Origin of the sequence: Thiomonas sp. X19 (genome assembly GCF_900089495.1) — a bacterium.
Lineage (GTDB): Bacteria > Pseudomonadota > Gammaproteobacteria > Burkholderiales > Burkholderiaceae_C > Thiomonas_A.
The window spans coordinates 2,357,786-2,377,088 of the sequence record NZ_LT605203.1; the positions used below are offsets into that span (position 1 = coordinate 2,357,786).

Here is a 19,303-nt window from a genome sequence, read left to right on the forward strand (position 1 = left end):
AGCACAACATGTCGCACGGTCTGAGCAAATCCCGCATTACCAGCAACCGCCAATGCCCCAAACGGCTGTGGCTGACCGTCAACCGCCGCGACCTCTTGGACGACACGGCGACCAAGGCTGCCATGGAGACCGGCCACAAGGTCGGCGCCATTGCCCAGAGCCTGGTGCCCGACGGCGTTCTCATCGACATCAAAGACTTGCGCATAGCCCTGCACCAGACCACGCTGGCCTTGGCCGCCAAACCCCGCCGCCCAATCTTCGAAGCCACGGTGCAACACGCGGGCGTGCTGGTGCAGGCCGACGTGCTCATTCCCCAGGGGAGGCGCTGGCGCATGGTGGAGGTCAAATCCTCGGCCCGTGTGAAGGACAATCAGGTGGAAGACGCCGCCATCCAGAGCTGGGTGTTTCGTCAGGCCGGGGTGCCGCTGTGCGGCGAGGGCATTGCCCACATCAACACCGCGTTCGTCTATCCCGGAGGCGACAACTACGACGGACTGCTGATCGAACAACACCAGTCCGACGCCGTGGCCGCGTTGCAACCCCAGGTGCCCCAGTGGATCGACGCCGCGCGCAAGACGTTGAGCATGAAACGGGAGCCAAAGATTGAACCCGGCGCGCAATGCACCGATCCCTTTCCCTGTCCGTTCCAGGCCCATTGCATCTTGCCTCAGGAGGGCTACCCGGTCCACATCCTTCCGCATGGCGGCAAACTCGTGGCACAACTTCAGGCCGAGGGCTATGCCGATTTGCGCGACGTGCCCCAAGCACGCCTCACCAACCCACGCCATGTGCGCGTGTGGGCCGCCACCCGCAGCGGCAAGCCTTATATCGACGCTTCGCTTCGCGAAACCCTGCGCGCTTTGCCGTACCCACGCATTTACATCGACTTCGAAACCCTCAACCCCGCCATTCCGCTGTGGGCCGGAACCCGGCCCTATCAGCAGGTTCCCTTCCAGTGGTCGTGCCATATTCAGCAGGCTGATGGCAGCGTGGAACATCAAGCGTTTCTGGCGGAAGGTCATGATGATCCCCGTCCGAAATTCATCCGCACCCTGCTTGACGCCGTGGGCAAAACCGGCCCCGTGCTGGTGTGGAATCAAACCTTCGAGAAGAGCCGGTTAAGAGAACTGGCCGAGATGTATCCCCAACTCGCCACCAAGATTCAAAAACTCATTGGCCGCATGGTCGATTTGTGGCCTCTCGTCCGCGAGCACTACTACCACCCCGACATGAGGGGCTCCTGGTCAATCAAGGATGTGCTGCCGACCATTGCTCCGGATCTGGCGTATGACGATCTGGAGGTGGCTGGCGGCATGATGGCGCAGGAGGCGTTTCGACACATCTTGTCGCAGAAAATCGACGCTGATCAGAGAGAATCCAAGCGCAAGTCGCTTTTAGCCTATTGCGAGCGGGATACGCTGGCGATGGTGCGGGTGGTGGAGTTTTTACGATGATTCACTTTACTCTCAAACCCATCGGCGGTACCGCCGGATTCGTCATCTACAACATCATTTCGTACTCCGCATGCAAGGGCATTAAGGGAGACACTTTCTATGAAGAGGTGTCGTCCGGCTTTCATGTGTTTTCGGGGACGGATTCGCTGTATTTCACCCAGAACCTGCCCGATGCTTATGCCTTCATCATGGGACGCCTAACCGCCTTTGAAGCAGAACGCGCCAAACTCTCGTGACGCACTCCTCGGATTGATACATCGACCGGACGACTCTCAATGCCCTTTTCGGATCAAAAAATCAATGAATGAAAACTGGTATTTCACTGCCCCTTGGGATCCAGTCCCGATCCGGCGTGGCGATGCACTCGGGTTTCGGTTAATCGCAGACCATTTCGCAGACCTGATCGCTCCTGGCCTGAGCAATGGCACCTCGGATGCACGCTGGATAGCGATCCTTTCGTGGTGTTTGCAATGGTCGGGGGTTGCCTGGCGCAAGGCCGGAGGGGGCGATCTCTCAACGCGCGACGGCCAGAAGGCGCGCTACGCATGGCTGCGCCCGCTTGAACTGTTGTGGGTCGCTCGCACGCTTGAGTCAGGACAAACTACTGGTCAGCTACGCGGCAAAAGAGGTGTGCAGCGCTGGCTCAATCTAAAAGAGCGCAAACGCCCAGCAAACTTCACAATGTCGGCCGATCAATTTCGGCGCTATCGGCAAATCGGCACATACGGGGTCTACCGCGTTGCGTTGCGCAGCATGCCGGGGCTGACGACGGGCGACGGATGGACACTTGGGGACGAGGGGCAAAAGCTCGCAAAACTTGTCAACCAGAATCTTCCCAAGAGCGCGCAGCTTGAACAAGAACAGTTTAAAAGCACTAGATGGGGGAGTTGGTCTGGTAATGAAGCTCGTTACTGGGTCGAAAATGGCTGGAAAGATTGGAATTGCAAATCATCCAGGCAATTTCTTCCGACGCCCAACGAAGCCATCCTTGAACTATTGCCAAATGAGGAACGCAAGATCCTCCGCGCTGCGATATTCGACAAGGACTCAACGCGTTTGAAGATGGCGGAAATTGTTGCCCGTGCGGAAAACGCAAAGACACACGCCGAGATTTGCGATGTGCTCGCTAAAAATTTTCCAGACACTCTCTCTTCTCTCCCAGCATTCACGCGCTTCGCTGACGCGGCAATGGATGCAATGCGCGCGATGTGGATTCAGATCAACCAAAACAAAGACAGCCAGACGCCGACCATCGATTCCATCGCCGGGTCTATGAAATCTAACGGGCTGGAACCACTTCTTAAGGCAGGCCGTGAATGGTGTGCGTGGCTGAAGTCGAATCAACAAAGCGGCTTCCCGAAAGGACACGACGTAGTGACAGCGCTTGCCGAATCTTTATCAAAAGCCAAGACGCCCACCGATCAAATTCGTGCCCTGTCTCTACACCACGAAGAATATGGGGGGGGCGGCGCTGGTTCCGCATTCAGGATGACAAGCTAAAGCCGCTCGTTGCCGACAACGGTATTTCAGCGTCTGCCTACCGCTTTCGACTGCTTCCCCTAGTGCGTCTGGCAGCACAGTGTGGTGTCGGTGACATGAGAAATGCATATGACGCAATCGTCCCAAAAGATTCCGGCGATGAGGAAGCAGACGATGAATGATCCAGACTGGAAAGAAGTTCTTCCGGCTGCGCCGAAAGGAGGGCGGCTCAAAGAGGCGTGGATGACCGCCTTCGACCTGCCCGATGAGGGTTTGCTGGTGGAACATCTGCTGCCTTCATTATTAGGCATGAACAACTCGCTGTCGCTGGAGGTTAAGGAACGCAAACTGTTTTTTGGCGAACTGGGAACAACACTTGAGTCGTTCCGCAACCGAATCACCATACTCACGTCGCCCCCACGCGGGGAGCGTGAGACTTCGCAATACCCGTGGCTGTGGCGTTACGTTAGCCACTTCACGGTCGGTGCCGAAGAACGTGCCGTCCAGCATGCCAAATTGTGGGCATTTCACTGGCAGTTCAAGGGGGCCGTTGATCAACTTGAACTGCACATCTCCTCGACCAATCTCACCGAGTCTGCATTCAAACATCAGGTGCAAGCCGGCTGGCAGGTGACGGTACCTCTGAACACCACAGAGCAAACAGCCACCTGGGGCGAGCTCGTGCCATTCCTCAGTGCGCTCGCAGAATCGGCTGGCGATACGGCCAACGAGCGTCTTAAGCGACTCATCGGCGCACTCGATCGTGCGAAATGCCCCGATGACGTAACGTTCATTGTCAGTACCCCTGGCGGCAAAAGTGCGGCCAAACAGCTCAAGCAGTTCACCCCGAGCGAGATGCACATCCTCACGCCGACGATTGGCGAATGGAACGATAAAACCATCAAGGCTTGGAGTGACGATGCAGGCGTTAGCCCCGACAAGCTGCATTTGAAGTGGATCGCCCAAAGCCATCCATGGGCGGCAAGGCCGGGGTGGTCCCTGACAGAGTCAGCGTGTAAAAAACTCCTGGCCAATCGCGTGAAAATCCAGCGCATTCCGGCTGAGCCTTGGCTCAGCGAACAACACCGCAAGGAAGATGAGCGATGGAGTCATGCGAAGCTGTACCTGCTGCGCAAACCCAGGCAACGCAACTTTTATCTGCTGGTAACCTCAGCCAATTGGAGCGCTGCTGCATGGGGATGTGGAAAGACGGCCCCACGCAACTTCGAGCTTGGCGTGGTTGTCCAGACCGATTGGTCTGCAATCAAATCGATCGACAAAGCCTTCGATACGTCCGATCCGCCTTGTTATGTTGACAAATCCGATGAGGATGAAAGCACGTCAACATTGGAGTGGGCAGAAGCGATTTGGAAAGACGAGGTGGTTACTCTGCACGTCCGCAGTTCCAGCCCGGATACAAAAATCACAGCCTCTCTATTTTTCAGCAAGGCCCCGGTCGAGAAACCAGTAGCGATCATGGATGGCGTTGGTTCATTTCCGTGGAATGACGCAGAAAATACGCCGCACTACGCACGGTTCACGCAAGAGAATTCGATCCTTGAGGTCAATGTCCTTGATCTTCGGCCATCGGAAGAGTTCAAGAAGACCCCACTACCCGAAACCGACCTCGATCCCGACGCTGAACAGAAGCTGCGCGATTCGTTTCTGCTGCAGCGTTATGGCGGGTTAGACGCCGAGGAAAGCTTGGCAATCAGACCTGGCAACCCAAAGTCCCATGGTTCTGCAGCGCAGCCTGCTGACTACTCGGTAATGGCGTTGACAGTGGCACGCAAGGGATTCGGAATTGTCGATGCGTGGCAAAATGTCCTGACTGACGCGGAAAACGACCCTATATCGTACGAGTCTGTGTATGCGGACGGCCGGGCACTGCAGGCCTACTTCGCACGCAGCATTGAAGCAGCCGATAGGCTCGTTGCAGAGGAATTGGAATGGCGTCTCAACCTCAAAGAAAAAACCTGATGGATGACCTCAAACTCGACGGGCGGAAATGGCGCTTTCTCGACAAACCCGATGCTTATATCAACAGCGACAGCTCGCTCAAGCTCAAGCTTGAGCCATTAAAGCGCCAATTCAAAACAGCCAAACATATCCTCACATGCATGCAGGATGGGCGGGGCGTGCTCTTGGCCGATGATGTCGGCCTAGGCAAAACAACCGTTGGTGCGCTTGTCGCTTGGGCGGTCGCCTGCCAGGGCAAACGCGTGCGCATCTACGCCCCCAACGATGTGCTTCGGCGACGCTGGGCAAAGGAGCTCGAAGACTGGGCAGAGAAGCTCAAAGACATCAAAGGCGCGAGCGCGGACCGGATCAAGCAGGGCAAGCAGGGCAGTGTCAAGAGGTTGCATGATGGCAGGATTCAAGTCACGACGCACTTTGACCTGGTGAAAAGCCACACGAATCGCGAACAGAAAACGGGATGTGATCTGATGATCATCGATGAGGCACACCGCGCGAAAGGCGAAGAAAGCGCTTTTAGCGATGCCCTGAACAAACTTGGCGGCAGTGCCAAGCGCAAGCTGATTCTCACAGCCACGCCATTCAGCATCCGCATCAAAGAACTTGTCAGCTTGCTGAAGTTCGTCGGCGCGACGAATTTTGATGCCGTGACACGGTATGCGGACGATCTGGAACGTCTCTACACCTTGGGCGATGGCCACGACGCAAAAGGCGAAGCCGCCCGCCTTGTCCAAGCAGCGGAAAAGGCGATCGAAGAAATAAAAACCTACATCATTCGCCATAGCGTGGAAGATCTGCCTAGCGAGAAGAAACATTATGGTGAGATCGGGGAATCATGGGAGATTCAAACACCACCAGCTTCAGACGAGGACGTTCAGCTTCTTTTGCGGGTGGACCGTATTCTTCAACTGGCGCCAGAGCGTAAAGGCGAACGTCGCAACGACCCGCGTTTTCACGTCGGTTGGCAGCACATTGAAATTGAACTGGCGTGCGCCGCCAAGCGGGTATCGGCCCGTGCTGATGATGCATTGCACGAGCACATCAGATCAGCGCAGGAATCGCTGAAAAAACAGACACATCCCCATCCGAAGATTGCTGCTGTATGCGAAGCGATCCGACCGGTGATTGATGGAGGCGAAAAAGTGCTGGTGTTCTGCCACCATCGCGCAACCGCTAGCGAATTGCTTGGCGCGCTCGAAATCGGTCTGAGAACTGTCGTTCCCTGTGACAGCCCATCCGAGGAAGTGTGGAGGGAAGCATGGAAGCTGACGCTGCTGCCAAATGAGGATTCACTCATAAACCCGTTGATCGACTGGTTCTGCTCGCCTGGCTTGCGTGCCCAATTGACTACCTGGATTGGCGAACCGGCGCGCACCGCGGAAGAACTTGCCAAACAATTCGAAAATACGAGGCCACGTCACTCCGCCAAAGACGTGCCAACGATCCGCGATGCTGCGAGGAGATTGAGTGACACGCTTCTTGACAAGCAGTCGAAGTCCACCCGAGCAGTGTTGAACTCCATCGGAAAAGCCTGCTTTGGCTCGCGGTTCCCCGGAAGGCTGGATGAAGGCTTTCGGGCAATGGGCGCATGGGATCAAGACGACCAGGGCGAATCGCTGGAAACGCTTTACACCGGCCAGCCCGATATCGTGCTCGCGCTCTTCAACAGCCCGTTCGGCCCAGATGTTCTCGTCGCAACTGATCGCTTGAGCGAGGGCGTCGACTTGCATCGTTGCTGTCGCCACTTGATTCACTATGAACTTGACCCCAGCCCGGTGCGCACTATCCAGCGCAACGGACGCATCCGCCGCGTCGGTTCGTGGGCTGCGGTGACTCAACAGCCGATACGTTACGCCTATCCCATGTTCAAAGGTACCCGGGATGAAAAAGCTACGGAAATCATGCGTAGACGCATTGATGCTTTTGGAATACTGCTTGGCGGCGTGCCGACTCTCGACAGCGACACGAGCAGTGCCAAACAAAGCTTTGCGGATTCCGTTTTGAAAGAGGCGGACAGCAGACTCTGTTCGAACAATAAAAAGCTCTGTGTAGCAGGCAAGTAACCTCCGACTTATTCAGATGACATTTTTCCATCCCTCTAGTCCTGACGTTGTGCACTACATGAATCTGGCAGCACGCGGACAGCACCATGCCGCGCGCTGAAGCCAATCACACTCTGGCCCGCCAATGGGAGATGCTCAAGCTGCTGCCGCCGCGCCCGCCGGGGATCACCGCCGCCGAGTTGACGGGCAAACTCGGCGATCTGGGCTACGACGTGACCAAGCGCACGGTGGAGCGTGATCTGAACGAGCTTTCGCGCTTGTTCGGCTTCACCTGCAACGACGAACGCATGCCCTATGGCTGGCATTGGATGGAAGGGGCGTCGCTCAACCTGCCCGGCGTCAGTCTGGGGGACGCCTTGTCGCTGCGCCTGGTGGAAGACCAGTTGCGCCCGCTGCTGCCTTCCGCCTTGCTTCGTGCCTTGGAGCCACGCTTGCAACAAGCGCGCGACAAACTGGCGGAACTGGCGCCGAGCAATGCGCAGGCGCGCTGGGCGCGCAAGGTGCGGACGGTTCCTGCCAGTCTGCCCTTGCTGCCGCCGCAAGTCATGCCCGGCGTGCTCGACGCCGTGCAGGAGGCCTTGCTGGGAGACAGGCAAGTGCAGGTGCATTACCAGCGCGCGGGCGAAACCGATGCCACCCTCTACACCCTGCATCCGCTGGCCCTGGTGCAGCGCGGGCCGGTGAGCTATCTGGTGGCCACGGCATTCGACTACCCCGATATCCGCACCTACGCCGTGCACCGCATGCGCAGCGCCGAGGTGCTGGAGAAGATCGCGCAAGCGCCTGCCGGGTTTGATCTGGACGCTTACATCGCCTCCGGCGCCTTGCAGTTCGGTGCTGGCCAAACCATTCGCCTCAAAGCACGTGTCGATGTGGCCCTGGCGCAAATCCTGCGCGAAACGCCGTTGTCGGAAGACCAAAGCCTGGGTCAAGTTTGGAACGGCTTTTGTGCCCTGAACGCCACCGTGCAGGACACCTGGCAACTGCGCTGGTGGCTGCTGAGCCATGCCAATCAGGCCGTGGTGCTCAGCCCCGCTGCACTGCGCGCCGATCTGACGTTGCGCATCGCCGAGGCGGCGGCGTTGTACGGGGTTTGAGTGCGCCCGCCGGGCCGTTGTCCGGTTTCGGCGTCTCGTTCATTGCCCCTGTGTTTCCCCTTGTTGTGCGGCGTTGTGACGCAGCGCAACCCCCTCCCTTTGCGCGACGTATGTTGTCGCACACCCTGCGCAGAATGCAGTCATCCATCGCGGAGGGCTGTTTGCACCGCCGGTCTGTATCGAAGCTTGTCTGACCACTTTCGCGCCTGATGTGGCGTTGCGAAAGGCCGGGCGACGCATTGATCGATGGCCGGTGAATCCAGCACGCACCCCGCGGTTCGTTGTCGCAACCACAGGAGTTGGGGATGAAGAAAGCAGGGGGAATTCTGGGCATCATCGGTGGCGTGTTTGGCGTGTTCGCCGCGCTGGTCACCTTGTTCATTGGCGGGGTGGGCGGTGCGTTCCAGGCGAGCGGGGCGGGTACCATCATCGGTCTGGGCTGGGGCGGGTTGGCGTTCTCGTTCCTGAGCATCATCTTCGGGGCGGTGAGCCTGGGAGCACGGTCCCGCACGGTCGGCGTGCTGTTGACGCTGAGCGCGCTGGGCGGTGCCATCCTCGGCGGCACCATGGTGGCCATCTGCATGGTGTTGGCGCTGGTGGGCGGTGTGCTCGCCACGCTCGGCACCAAACCGGAGCCTGCCGGAACCACCCTCGCGCCCTCGGCCATCCCCACGCGGCGACGCGGCAAACTGGGGAAAGTGCTGGGCGCTGTGGCTGCCGTCGTTGCCGTGGCCATCGTCGCCCTAATGGCCATCGGCATCGAGAGCAAGCGGGGTGGCGGCGGGCATGGTTCGCTGACGCCAGCATCGGCACCAGCGCGGTCACCAGTACCGGCACAGTCAACGTCCTCACCTGCCGCAGCGGCTTCGTCGCCCCAGGCGTTTCAGGTGGGGGAGACATTCGCCACCCAGACCTTCCACGTCACCATCACTTCAGCCTCCGTGGTGCACAGCGTGGGCGACCTGCTCACCAGCAAGGCCCCCGCTGGCGCCGAGTATGTGGCGGTCGCCTGGCGCTACACGAATCGCTCCCAGGCGCCGGTCTCCGCGTTCGCCGTGCCCAGTGTGCATCTGCTCGATGCGCAAGGCCATCGCTACGACGCCGACCTGGAGGCGTCCAGCTTCTATGCCGCGCAAATCCATGCCAGCGCCAAGGCGCTCAGCGACGTGAATCCCGGCATCACGCTGACCGATGGTGACGTGTTCGAAGTCAGCTCGACACAGTTCAACCCCGCCACCTGGACGATTCAGGTGCGTGTGGATGGGCAGGACGTGATCGTGCGCTTCCCAGCGTTGTCGTCGACGCAGGCAAGCGCCCCTGTCAAACCGAGTGTGCAGGCGGTAGCGCGTGCTTCGATCCAACCGGCGGTGTCTTCGGCCCCCATGGGTGCGGCGAGCACAGCATCTGAACCTGCATTGCCCGCTGCGCCAGTTGCATCCGCTTCACAGACTACGGCATCACCAACGGCCCCGGCCAGCGTTTCAGCACAGTCTCAGCCGTAGGGGGCAGGACGGCCAGTTTTCGCCAGACTTGGCGCTGCAACCATAGCCTTGACGGGCTGATTCAACAGGAGCGGAGCATGGAAATTTTTGGAACGAGCCGGGCCGTCGCTGGCGTGCAACGACCTGCCATGAAAACACTGGTGATCCACAACACCGCGATGTGAGCTTTCAGCAAGTCTGGGCGGTGTTGGGGCGGACATTCAACTTTCCCATCCAGATCATCCGCCAGATTGCCCTGCAGGCGCATCGGGAGGGCACGGCTGACGTGTTCACAGCCAGCAGGGAGGTCATCGAGGCCAAGAGCAACGTGTGTGATCGGGTGGCCGAGACCGAGGGATGTCCGCAGTTGATGTTCTCAGTGCGGGATGCTTGAGGCTACTGGGTGCTGCTTATTGACGCCGCCAAGCACCTGCTCCGAGTTGTAGATCCGGGAACCCGTTATCCCTTGTCCCCGCCTTTGATTTGTACCGGCACCCCGCGAGGGTGCTGGTGTTTTTGGCGTTCAAGGCGCAGCCGAGAACGATGCTTTTCGGGTCTCGGGCGGAGCCTGAGCAGGTGGGGACGGGGGCACAAACGCAGAAACCGGCAAGCGAAGCGCGGGCGGTTTCGAGGATTGTGACCACGGCCCCCTACCCTGCACTTCTTTCTTGAGTGTTCGGCATGGCGGGATTGAAAACGAGGCAGTGACGGAGCAGTGACAAGGGGCTGACGAAGCCTCGACGAGGCCATCCCGTGGCACTGACTGAGGCATGACGCGACCTCGACGTGGCCTCGACGAAGCCTTGACGGCGGTTTGCGGCCCCCCTCGATAAGCACTCATCATGAATACAGAGTGCGATGCCATGGCCGACGAGCCTGAAAATCAACCCCAAAAGGGTGAAAGAATGAGCGCACGCCAGGCTCTCATCCTTGGCGACCTCAAACGATTCCGTGATGGTGGCCCGATTGCTCGGGTGCATGCCGAAACCATTGGATTGCGCGATGACATCGCCGCGACGATCCACGCCGGCGTACCGATGGAATTGATTGTCGAATCGGTGGTTCGGCGCTGCGGTGTAGACCGACGCGCAGCCATTGAGGGGCTTCGACAAACTCTTGCCGGCATCGGCGTCGAGTTCAAACTTCCTCGCGGCCATCGCCCGAAAAAGACCGCGCTTGGCGAGGATCTGAGCGCGGCGAGGCCGGTCGTGTCTGTGACCACACCTGCGGTCGCACCGCCGCCCGCCTCGCATCCCGCGCCCATGTCCACACCCGCCGCGCCACCACAATCAACCTCAATGGCAGGGGCAAAGAACGATGGGGCTGCACCATGGACGCCGATGCCCGGTGTTGCGCCACCGCCTGGCTCGGTCGGTCCGGTTGGGCCTGGACATGTTGACAAGACAAGCGGCAAGCCCATTCCGCCAGACTGGTTTCATCATCCGCAGACGGATCAGTACCACCCGCCGAAGACAACCATCGACCCCGTCACAGGAAAACTCAACCTCATCCCGGCGGGCATCGTGCGCGGCAATTTTCCTTCGCCCGAGGAACAGCGGCGCGGCCTGCGTCGGGCCGAGGGCTTGTGACCGGTTTGCGGCCCCAGTGCATATCCACTCAGGGCTGGTCGTTCCGGTCATGAACCTGATGGAGAACCACGATGTCACTCAAAACATTCGTCGTCGATGGCGACAAGGGCGGGGTCGGCAAGACCATGGTGTCGCGCCTGCTCGCGGAAACCTACCTGCGGGGCGAGGAACTTGGCTTGCCCAAGTGCCAACTCATGGTGGCGGATGCCGACAAGACCAACCCCGACTTCTGTGGCGAAGGCGGCTATGAGACCTGCGACCAATTCGGCTCCATGCTGGTTGACCTCTCGGCGCCACGCCTGTGGGGTGAACTGGCGAACGACCTTGAGGGTGCCGTTGCCGCATCGGCGCTTGGTGAGGTTCGCGTGGTCATCAATCTGCCAGCAGGCATCGGTGAGCGTTCCTTGCTCTCAGCCGACCGCTCGGCCATCGGCGTGCTGGAGTACCTGCGCGCCGTGCCGGTTTGGGTGATGGGTCGCACCGAGGATTCGATCTCGCAGCTTGAGCGCCGCTGGAAAGAGTTTCCGAAAACTTATGAGCACGGCCTGGTGGTGCTCAATCAGTTCTTTGGAGACAAGGATCGCTTCGTGATGTGGAACAGCTCGCAGGTGCGCCGCGATCTCCTGGATGGCGACTGGAAAGAGGTCGCCATTCCTGAACTCTCCGACCTGACGGTGCAGCGCATCGGGCGCACGCCGTTGTTCAAGGTCGCCAAGGGCGGCACCACCTGGCAAGGCCTGCGGGTCGGGCCGGGCGACGTCATGAATGTGCGCGCATTCACGGGCATGGGAACGTCGATTCTCAAGATCGCTGAAACGATTCCCTCGCTGCACTACAACGGAGAAGCCTGATGAGCCTGTACAAGGATTTGATCGGGGCGCTCGTCCCCGATGGACTGAGCGACCAGCAGGCGGCTGACATCGCGCAGATCATGCAGGCCGGGCAGATCGGCGAAAACGACTCCACGTTGCTGAACTTCCTGCCGGCCTATCTGTTCACCAACCGCCGCGAGCAGGCCCGCGTCGATCAGGAAGCCCTGTTGCGGGCCATCCAGAACGTGAGCACGGGCGGAGTGGATGCCGACCGGCTGGGCAAGGCGGTCGCCCGGCATATCGATGCCACCGAGATCGAGGTTCCGGCCCCGGAGATCGACCCTGCCAAGATCGCCAAGGCTGTGGCTAAAGCGGCCGTGCCGGAGATTCGCGGCGTCATCGAAACTGAACTGAGCAGCCGGGTGCTCAAGCTGGATGCCGAAGCCGCCCATGCCGCGCTACGCGGCGCGGTGTCTGACACGCTGTTCTCCTGGCAGGTGGCGGCCGGTGTCGGTGCGGCGCTGCTGATGGCGATTGCGGCCTACTGGTGGGGCGGCAAGCAGGTGGAATGGCGGGATCAGCCGGTGATCGCGCAGATGCAGAGCCAGATCCAGCAGACGCGCGCCGAGCCGGTTGTGCCCCATCGGCGGCGTTAAAGGAGCATCACATGGAAATCGAAACGCTCAACACGGCATGGAAGATCTGTGCCATCCCCATCCTGGCAATCGCAAGCATGGATCAGTTACTGGCGCTGTACGGCGCAGAGGTCAAGCCCAAACCTGCAATGAGCGCGAAGACGAAGTTGCGCGCGCAATACATCTGTGAGCGCGAACCACGAACTCGCCGCCGCAGTCCGTGAACCCAACCCGGCCAGAGCCGCCCCTGGTCGCTTATCGCCGCGCCCAGCGCTGCAAGTCCCGCCAGTCGCCTTGCACCTGGCGCCGCGCCCGTTGCAGCTTGATGCTGGCGAACGCCACCAGATCAGGGGCCAGCCGTGCAACGAGCCGCCACAACGCGGCGATCAGAACAGCCCACTGCCGCCACCAGCGGCGGAACACGAGCAGCACGGCCGCTGCGCCGAACACGCCCAGCGTCCCACCCAGGTGGTTGCTGACGGCGGCATGGAACACCCAGGCCGCCAGCGCGAAGGGCGACAGCAGGATGACGATGTGCAACGTCAGCCGGGCGTAGGACCAGGAATTCTTGATCGTTGTCCACATGATGATCTCCGGTGGCGGGCTGTTAGCGATGGGTGGCAGCTTCGGCGAGAACCTGTGTCGCCCACTGGTTCAGGCTGACCCCGGTGGATTGCGCGGCAACCAAGGCCGCAGCGTGAAGCGATGGCGGCACACGCAGCATCATGCGGCCCGATGCTGGTTTATCAGGCGGCTTGCCAAGCTTCCGACAGGCTTCCAGGTAATCCTCGACAGACTCCTTGAGCGCAACACGAAGATCCGCCACGGTGTCGGCGTGGAATCCGATGATGTCCCGGATACCCAGCAGCCGGCCCACAAAAATGTTGTCCCGCTCATCGAACTCAATGCGAGCCGTGTAGCCCTTGTGCGTCATGATGTTCATGGTTTAACTCCAATGCTTTCAAGAAACTCTCTGGCCTGCTCGACTTGATACGCCTTGGCCTCTTTCTGCGGGTGCGGCCGATGGAAGACCGTCACCAGATCGCCCCGGATGAAGCGAACGCGGGAACCACGGCCTTCCTCAGCCTGACACCCCGACGCGACCAAAAGGGCTTCGATCCGGGACCATTCCAGCGTCATCGTCGTTGGCTTGGCAAAAACGGCCTCCAGCGTTTTGCGGTGCTTTGAGTTCATCTTGGAATGATAGCACTATGTGCATTCTCACTGCCAATGATTGAAAGCATTTGTTTTGCTGCCACGCGGCATATCCCGGTGTCCACACCACACCGGAGATCGCCGTGCAGCTCCCCTCTCGTCTTGCCCCTGTTCTTGCCGCCGTTACGGCGCTGCTCCTGTCGACCGCTCCACTTGCCGCGCACGCTGGCACACTCAGTCTCGACCTGTCCACGGCGTGCATCCACGACAAAGCTGCTGCCCGCCGCAGCTTGAATCAGGTCAACCCCGGTCTGGGCGTTGCGTACCAGATCACGCCGGATGTCGGGCTATCTGGCGGGTTCTACCGCAACAGCTTCCGGCGAACCAGTGCCTATGCGCTCGCCGCCTGGACACCGCTGCATCTGGCGCTGCCCGCCGGGTTGACGGTTCGCTTGGGATTGGCCGGCGGGCTGGTCAGCGGTTACGCGCACGTCAGCCCGGTTTCTCCGTTCGCCGCTGCGGGTCTGCTCACGCTCCGAACTACGCAAGGCTGGGGCGTCAACATCGTGGCCGTGCCGAACCTTGCCACCAGCTCGGGCTTCGTCGGTCTGCAACTGGTGGCGCCGTTATGAAACCAGCCGCATTGCGTGCGCTACGCCGCCTGCTGACCGTCCTGCTGCCCGCTGTGGCTGCACTGTCCTGGACACTCAGCAGCAAGCCCTACGGCGTTGTCCTGTCGCCTTTGCTCATCATCGGCGTCATGCTGGCGGACGGCCCACGCTGGCGCTTCCTGGCGGCGCTGGCCTACTTTGGCATCGGTGGCGCGGCGCTACCAAGTGAAGTTCAGAACTTCTTCGGCACCGGTTGGATCGTCGGCGTTGGACTTTGGTGGCTGTCCGCCGCCCTGCTCGCCCTGCCCTGGGCCTGGGCAGCGCGCGGCTGGCGTGTGGTCATCGTGCTGCTGATCGAAGCGGTGCCGCCGCTGGGGCTGTTCGGCTGGCTGTCGCCGCTGGCGGTGGCGGGCGTGTTCTATCCAGGACAAGGTGTTCTGGGTTTGGCGCTCGGGCTGTCGACCTTGTGGACCCTGGCGGTGCTGGCAAGGCCAGAATCCACACTGGAGGCCATCACGGCGGCCATGGTGGCGGCGGTGGCGCTGTCGGGTGTGTCGATGTGGGCGAATGCTGCCTACGCGCCGCGCGTCGTGCCCGCTGGCTGGATTGGGGTGGATACGCATGTCGGACGCGAAACCAATGACGTGATGGCCGAGGTCGCACGCAACCAGCGATGGATCAATCAAGCGGATGGGGTGGTGCGCGCCGAAGCAAAGTCAAAGTCAACAGCAGGGGCAAAGGGGTTGGTGGTCGTCCTGCCTGAGGATGTGGCTGGAACCTGGGGGCCAGGGACGGCGGCACAGGTTCGGGCGGCGATGCGGCCTGGGGATGTGTGGCTGGTTGGCGCGTCGGTGCTGTCGTCTAGGCATTGGGATGGGAGTTATCTGAATACCGTGGTGGGCCTTGGCCAGCGCGGCGATGCTGTGCTGTTCGCCTCGCCGGTGCCTGTGCCCGGCGGAATGTGGAAGCCGTGGGATGGTGAGAAGTCCTACACGGCGGCGCAATGGTGGGAGCCGGTGCAGACCATTGCTGGTGTGCGCACCTGGGCTTCGATCTGCTATGACCAGGGCATCACCTGGCCGTGGCTGCAGGCGCTCGTGCAGCGGCCTGCCGTGGTGCTGCGGGTGTCGAACACCTGGTATGAGCCGGCCGGGGCTGTAGCGCCCCGTGTCGAGGTGGCCACGACGGCGATGTGGGCACGGCTCATGGGTGCGGCGGTGGTGACGGCGGTGAACCGGGCCTGACCAGAAAGCCGAAGGGTGTTTCTGCCGCAGGGCGATACCCTCACCGCCGCAGCGCCAGATCGAGGTTTCGGCTCATCTTCTTGTTGGGTTTAGCGCCCGATGCCTGGATCACGGTCTCGCCCTGCCCGTTTGCGGACTTTCGTTCGATCGCGCTCCTGAGCCATGCCATCGAAGGCGAGCGTGCCCAGCCGTGCCGCTTCGTCCTTGACCGCGTTCCAGTCGCGCCACTTCGGGGCCAGGTTCTTGTACTCGCTTAAACGAGCCTCTTCCAGATCGTATGGGAGGGGATCGCTCAACTGAATCTGCAACTGCTGTGTGGCCGACTCTCCGTTCGGCTGGGGATACAGGCGGTCGAAAGGCCGCAAAGCCTCCACCACAGCCTCGTCGCCCATGTGCTCAGCCAGGGCCACGAAATCAAGATAGTCGCGGGTCGCATTGCGCCTGAGGATCAACACACCCTTGATGCGCAGAATCTCGGCTGGGGTGGGTAGGGTCAGCTTTTCGCCAAGGATCTCGGCCTGCGTCGTTTCGAGCGGTTCATCGCGGATCAACTGCCGGACGCCGGTTTCGATGCCGTCAAGGCTGCCGAGAATTTGCACCGGTCGCTGGACCCGCGCTGTCTTCCACCCAGCGACCGACTCCAGGTGCGCAAGAACCGCGTCGAATCGTTGCCGCAGATCGGGCAGGATGTGATCTGCATCCGTCGAGCGCCGATGCCCCGCATACAGCGCCGCGGCCGTGCCACCCACGAGAACGGCTTCGGGAAGGATGCGCTGCAAGCGTGCCGCTGACGTCAGCACGCGCTCCCACTCAGGCAGCGAAACCGTGTCGCCGGACATACTGCGCCCAGAAGTGGTGCCGCTGGGCGTAGCGCTCGGCAGCGTGAGGACGGCATACCCGCAGCACCTTGTCCGCCAGGCGCGAGTCGTCCAGGATGGCGGCGCGCAGGTCTTCCCAATCGTCCCGCTTGCCGCGGGAGATCACGTCGTCGATGGCGGCCAGGGTGTAGTCCTGGTGGTTGAGGTGGCGGTGTTGCATGGTGGCCATTATCGCATCGGGGCGGGGGTTTGCGGCTCAATAAAACTCCGGCCCGACAAAACCCTCGATGGCTGCCGACCGGGTTTCGTAGCGCCACGCCTCGTCGTCGCCGTGCAGCTCGGACCACGGGGTTGCGTTGTCGTTGACCAGCGCCCGGCGAAAGACCTGCTGCATGGCGCTGAGCGCTGCGGCGATGGTGGCGTGGCGCTCGAACAGCACCGGCCTCGGCTGCTCGCGCTCCCACGCAGCAACCAGGAAATGCGGGTCTTTCAGCATGGGCTCGCGCAGGTAGACGAACAGGCCCAGTTCCTGCGCCGTCGGCTCGCGTGATGCCAGCATTTCCAGGCGCATGGTTTTGCAGGCCTTGGCGGTCTCGGGGTCTAGCCACTGCCTCTCGCCAATCTGGCGAAGCCCGTGGTTGCGGATGGTTTCATTGCGCGCCTTGCGCGGGGTGGTGTTTGTCGCTGCGTGGTTCATCGTGTTCGTGGTGTTCATGGCATATCCTTTGTTGCATCGTTCGGTTTGGGCGGGGCGTAGCGCGCAGATCACGATGGCGGGGCCGTTGCGCCCAAGCGCCAGCGCCGATGCGCGCCATCGGGAGCGTCAGCAAAGTGTGCGCCGTGGTGGTCGTGCTCGGACGGTGTGGCGCCAGGGCGCTGCCCGCCGCCGCGAGGACCCGGGTCGTCCGGGTCATCATCGTCGTCGCATCGCTGCGCCAGGCTGGCCTCGATCTCCGCAGCCACCTGCTGCAGCATGTCCTCGATCGCGGCTGTGGCCCAGTCATCAGAGTGGTCGTCGACGGCAACTTCCACTGCAACAGCAGGGGCAAAGAAAATCTTTTCTTGCCCCTGCTTTTGGGTTTCTGTGACAGTGATGCACTGCGCCGAATTCCCTCTATAAGAGTCTTTATGGGAATTCGGCGCAGTCGTTTCCGGTGTGAAGCCGGGTGCGGAACTGTCCATTGATACCGGCTCAGCCACCGGTGCTGTGGCATGGCCACCGCTGGTGAGGGAGTCGTTCTCTTGCCCCTCGCCTGAACCGTAAGCTGTAGCCGTTTCCGGCATGGCGTCGATGGCCACGGCGGGGTCGATCTTCGAAGCCCGCACGCGAGTTGCGGGTGAGAGTGTGCCGCTTGCGCGAAGTTCCCTGATCCGCGCGCGGATCGAATCCGTCGATGCGCAGCGCCGCAGCCCGACCAACGCGGCGCGCACGCTGCGCTCGCTCACGGACAGGCCGGCCGCCTGGACCATCTCAATTGCGGCATTCACCGCCCCCTGATCAACTTTCGGCCCAGCAATGCTGCGCGGGTTGCGCTTGCGGTCATGGATCACGACACCGTACTTGGTCATCGCCGCGTCCATCTCGATGGTCTGGATACCACCCCAAAGCTGGACTTGCAGCGGGGCGGCATCCCGAGGGTGATTCACGGCCCGGTTGCGGCCGATGCCTTGCGCCAGGGTCTGCGCATATTCATCGAGCAGCCAGGCGCGCACTTCAGGCATGCGCGGCAGAGGCGGGCCGTCGGCGTCCGGCTTGTCCTTGTCCATGACCCTATCCCATGCAGGCCGCTGGATACCACAGTCGGCCAGGGCAGCACGGGTGGCGGCATACAGCCCAGCCAGCGATTCCTTGGAGAGCAACGGCATGCCGACCAGCGCCAGATGCCGCCCGCCCCAGAGGTCCAGCCCCCGATCATGCCTTCCAAACCATCCGATCGGCACACCGGTTTCGGCCTCGAATTGCTGCGCGGCCACCTGTGTCGCATCGTCGGCCTGGTGCGCGACCTGAGAGTAACGGAGGTAGGCCTTATGGGCGATGATGGCCGCCGGCTGCGGCAGTTGTGGCGCGATCAGGTCACGGATTTCCGCCAGGTGCGCCCGCGCCTCGTCGGGATACGCGGCTTTTTTCACATCCCCGCGGGCATACAGATGCCCGGTCATGCGCGTGACGTGCATGTTCTGGCTGGCAGTTGCCTCGTGGATGCGCCCGCCCCGCGCCTGGATGAACTGGCGTATCGCCAGGCTCATCGTGGCGTCGAGGAAAATGATACTGCCCTTGTCCCGCGCCCACTCGATGATCGGGCTGGTCTCATAGATGAACGCTGCGCCTTTTTCCTGCCGCGTCGTGCCCGCCTGACAGTTGCGCGCCAGGGTGGACAGCGCTCGCAAGGGAATGAAGAAATCGTCGTCCGCGTGGGAATAACTCACCTTCTCCCACCTTGCTGTGCCTGCGGTCGACCCACCGGCTTTCGTCACCCGTTTCTGCATGTCGATCACGCGCTGCGTGTCGATGGGCTGATCCCCAGCGATCTGCGCGCCAACATCGCGAAACAGTTTGTCGACCTCTGGCACCAGTTTTCGCATCGCACGTGCGCGGCCAAGTTCTTCAGTCTCGGCCTGGTTTGGATCTTTTTTCTTCCCCAGCAATTGGATCGTCTTCTCCAGGCGCTCCAGCAGGCCATCGAGCCGGTTGCGCCAGACCTTCACATCGCCAGCGTCGATCTCCACCTCGCGCGCCATGGGGATGTGCTCATCCACGATGACGAGCCTTTGGGCTTGATGCATGATCGCGCCGGACATCGGGTCGACTTCGCGCCAGTCGGCCATCGCCTCGCTGAACGCGGCGATCGGCGCCACCAGAATCGGCGCGGCAAGCTGCCTGGGCAGGC

At 61.3% G+C, this 19,303-nt stretch carries 21 protein-coding genes; 14 read left to right on the forward strand and 7 right to left on the reverse strand.

Annotated features, from left to right (window positions below; genetic code table 11):
• The first annotated feature begins 8 nt into the window (after nt 1-8).
• From THIX_RS11275 to THIX_RS11335, 12 genes are all read left to right on the forward strand, one after another.
• Nucleotides 9-1,454: a DUF2779 domain-containing protein gene (locus tag THIX_RS11275; RefSeq protein ID WP_112486314.1), complete on the forward strand. Its 1,446-nt coding sequence runs from the start codon at nt 9-11 to the stop codon at nt 1,452-1,454.
• On the forward strand, nt 1,451-1,690 hold the full coding sequence (locus THIX_RS11280) for a hypothetical protein (RefSeq protein WP_112486315.1): 240 nt from the start codon (nt 1,451-1,453) through the stop codon (nt 1,688-1,690). Before THIX_RS11275 ends, THIX_RS11280 begins: the two co-directional genes overlap by 4 nt.
• A gap of 64 nt (nt 1,691-1,754) precedes the next feature.
• A complete protein-coding gene (locus THIX_RS23000; RefSeq protein WP_146748522.1) occupies nt 1,755-2,954 on the forward strand; it encodes a hypothetical protein in 1,200 nt (399 codons plus the stop codon).
• 108 nt (nt 2,955-3,062) lie between these two features.
• Nucleotides 3,063-4,913: a hypothetical protein gene (locus tag THIX_RS11290; RefSeq protein ID WP_158540864.1), complete on the forward strand. Its 1,851-nt coding sequence runs from the start codon at nt 3,063-3,065 to the stop codon at nt 4,911-4,913.
• Nucleotides 4,883-6,973 (forward strand): SNF2-related protein, encoded by a 2,091-nt coding sequence (locus THIX_RS11295; protein WP_112486318.1) that lies wholly within the window; start codon nt 4,883-4,885, stop codon nt 6,971-6,973. Before THIX_RS11290 ends, THIX_RS11295 begins: the two co-directional genes overlap by 31 nt.
• 86 nt (nt 6,974-7,059) lie before the next feature.
• Nucleotides 7,060-8,070 carry a YafY family protein gene (locus THIX_RS11300; RefSeq protein ID WP_112486319.1) on the forward strand — a complete coding sequence of 337 codons (1,011 nt, stop codon included), beginning with the start codon at nt 7,060-7,062 and terminating at the stop codon, nt 8,068-8,070.
• A gap of 305 nt (nt 8,071-8,375) precedes the next feature.
• Nucleotides 8,376-9,572: a DUF4352 domain-containing protein gene (locus THIX_RS23400; RefSeq protein ID WP_158540865.1), complete on the forward strand. Its 1,197-nt coding sequence runs from the start codon at nt 8,376-8,378 to the stop codon at nt 9,570-9,572.
• Between the two features lie 160 nt (nt 9,573-9,732).
• Nucleotides 9,733-9,945, forward strand: a complete 213-nt coding sequence (locus tag THIX_RS11310; protein ID WP_112486320.1) for an ATP-dependent Clp protease adaptor ClpS — start codon at nt 9,733-9,735, stop codon at nt 9,943-9,945.
• Between the two features lie 469 nt (nt 9,946-10,414).
• A complete protein-coding gene (locus THIX_RS23005) occupies nt 10,415-11,140 on the forward strand; it encodes a hypothetical protein (RefSeq protein WP_146748523.1) in 726 nt (241 codons plus the stop codon).
• Nucleotides 11,141-11,211: 71 nt separating this feature from the next.
• Nucleotides 11,212-11,991 (forward strand): hypothetical protein, encoded by a 780-nt coding sequence (locus tag THIX_RS11325; RefSeq protein ID WP_112486323.1) that lies wholly within the window; start codon nt 11,212-11,214, stop codon nt 11,989-11,991.
• Nucleotides 11,991-12,608 carry a hypothetical protein gene (locus THIX_RS11330; RefSeq protein WP_112486324.1) on the forward strand — a complete coding sequence of 206 codons (618 nt, stop codon included), beginning with the start codon at nt 11,991-11,993 and terminating at the stop codon, nt 12,606-12,608. The genes THIX_RS11325 and THIX_RS11330 overlap by 1 nt, the downstream gene beginning before the upstream one ends.
• 11 nt (nt 12,609-12,619) lie before the next feature.
• Nucleotides 12,620-12,811: a hypothetical protein gene (locus THIX_RS11335; protein WP_112486325.1), complete on the forward strand. Its 192-nt coding sequence runs from the start codon at nt 12,620-12,622 to the stop codon at nt 12,809-12,811.
• Nucleotides 12,812-12,842: 31 nt separating this feature from the next.
• Here the strand turns inward: THIX_RS11335 and THIX_RS11340 are convergent, their stop codons facing one another.
• The 3 genes from THIX_RS11340 to THIX_RS11350 are packed head-to-tail and all read right to left on the reverse strand — an operon-like array spanning nt 12,843 to nt 13,781.
• Nucleotides 12,843-13,172 carry a hypothetical protein gene (locus THIX_RS11340; RefSeq protein WP_112486326.1) on the reverse strand — a complete coding sequence of 110 codons (330 nt, stop codon included), beginning with the start codon at nt 13,170-13,172 and terminating at the stop codon, nt 12,843-12,845.
• A 22-nt stretch (nt 13,173-13,194) separates the two neighbouring features.
• A complete protein-coding gene (locus THIX_RS11345) occupies nt 13,195-13,530 on the reverse strand; it encodes a type II toxin-antitoxin system HicB family antitoxin (RefSeq protein WP_112486327.1) in 336 nt (111 codons plus the stop codon).
• Nucleotides 13,527-13,781: a type II toxin-antitoxin system HicA family toxin gene (locus THIX_RS11350; RefSeq protein ID WP_112486328.1), complete on the reverse strand. Its 255-nt coding sequence runs from the start codon at nt 13,779-13,781 to the stop codon at nt 13,527-13,529. The genes THIX_RS11345 and THIX_RS11350 overlap by 4 nt, the downstream gene beginning before the upstream one ends.
• A gap of 104 nt (nt 13,782-13,885) precedes the next feature.
• On the opposite strand from THIX_RS11350, the gene THIX_RS11355 reads away from it, so the two are divergent.
• Both THIX_RS11355 and THIX_RS11360 read left to right on the forward strand, forming a co-directional pair.
• Nucleotides 13,886-14,374: a TonB-dependent receptor gene (locus THIX_RS11355; protein WP_146748524.1), complete on the forward strand. Its 489-nt coding sequence runs from the start codon at nt 13,886-13,888 to the stop codon at nt 14,372-14,374.
• Nucleotides 14,371-15,597 (forward strand): hypothetical protein, encoded by a 1,227-nt coding sequence (locus tag THIX_RS11360; RefSeq protein WP_112486330.1) that lies wholly within the window; start codon nt 14,371-14,373, stop codon nt 15,595-15,597. The genes THIX_RS11355 and THIX_RS11360 overlap by 4 nt, the downstream gene beginning before the upstream one ends.
• Nucleotides 15,598-15,686: 89 nt before the next feature.
• Here THIX_RS11360 and THIX_RS11365 read toward each other — a convergent pair whose 3' ends face one another.
• The 4 genes from THIX_RS11365 to THIX_RS11380 are packed head-to-tail and all read right to left on the reverse strand — an operon-like array spanning nt 15,687 to nt 19,271.
• Complete coding sequence (locus tag THIX_RS11365) at nt 15,687-16,436, reverse strand: hypothetical protein (protein WP_199195280.1); 750 nt, start codon at nt 16,434-16,436, stop codon at nt 15,687-15,689.
• Nucleotides 16,408-16,635, reverse strand: coding sequence for a hypothetical protein (locus tag THIX_RS11370; RefSeq protein ID WP_112488318.1), 228 nt, complete (start codon nt 16,633-16,635; stop codon nt 16,408-16,410). The genes THIX_RS11365 and THIX_RS11370 overlap by 29 nt, the downstream gene beginning before the upstream one ends.
• 36 nt (nt 16,636-16,671) lie before the next feature.
• Nucleotides 16,672-17,130, reverse strand: coding sequence for a hypothetical protein (locus THIX_RS11375; RefSeq protein ID WP_112486331.1), 459 nt, complete (start codon nt 17,128-17,130; stop codon nt 16,672-16,674).
• Nucleotides 17,131-17,180: 50 nt separating this feature from the next.
• Complete coding sequence (locus tag THIX_RS11380) at nt 17,181-19,271, reverse strand: hypothetical protein (protein ID WP_146748525.1); 2,091 nt, start codon at nt 19,269-19,271, stop codon at nt 17,181-17,183.
• Nucleotides 19,272-19,303 lie beyond the last annotated feature (32 nt).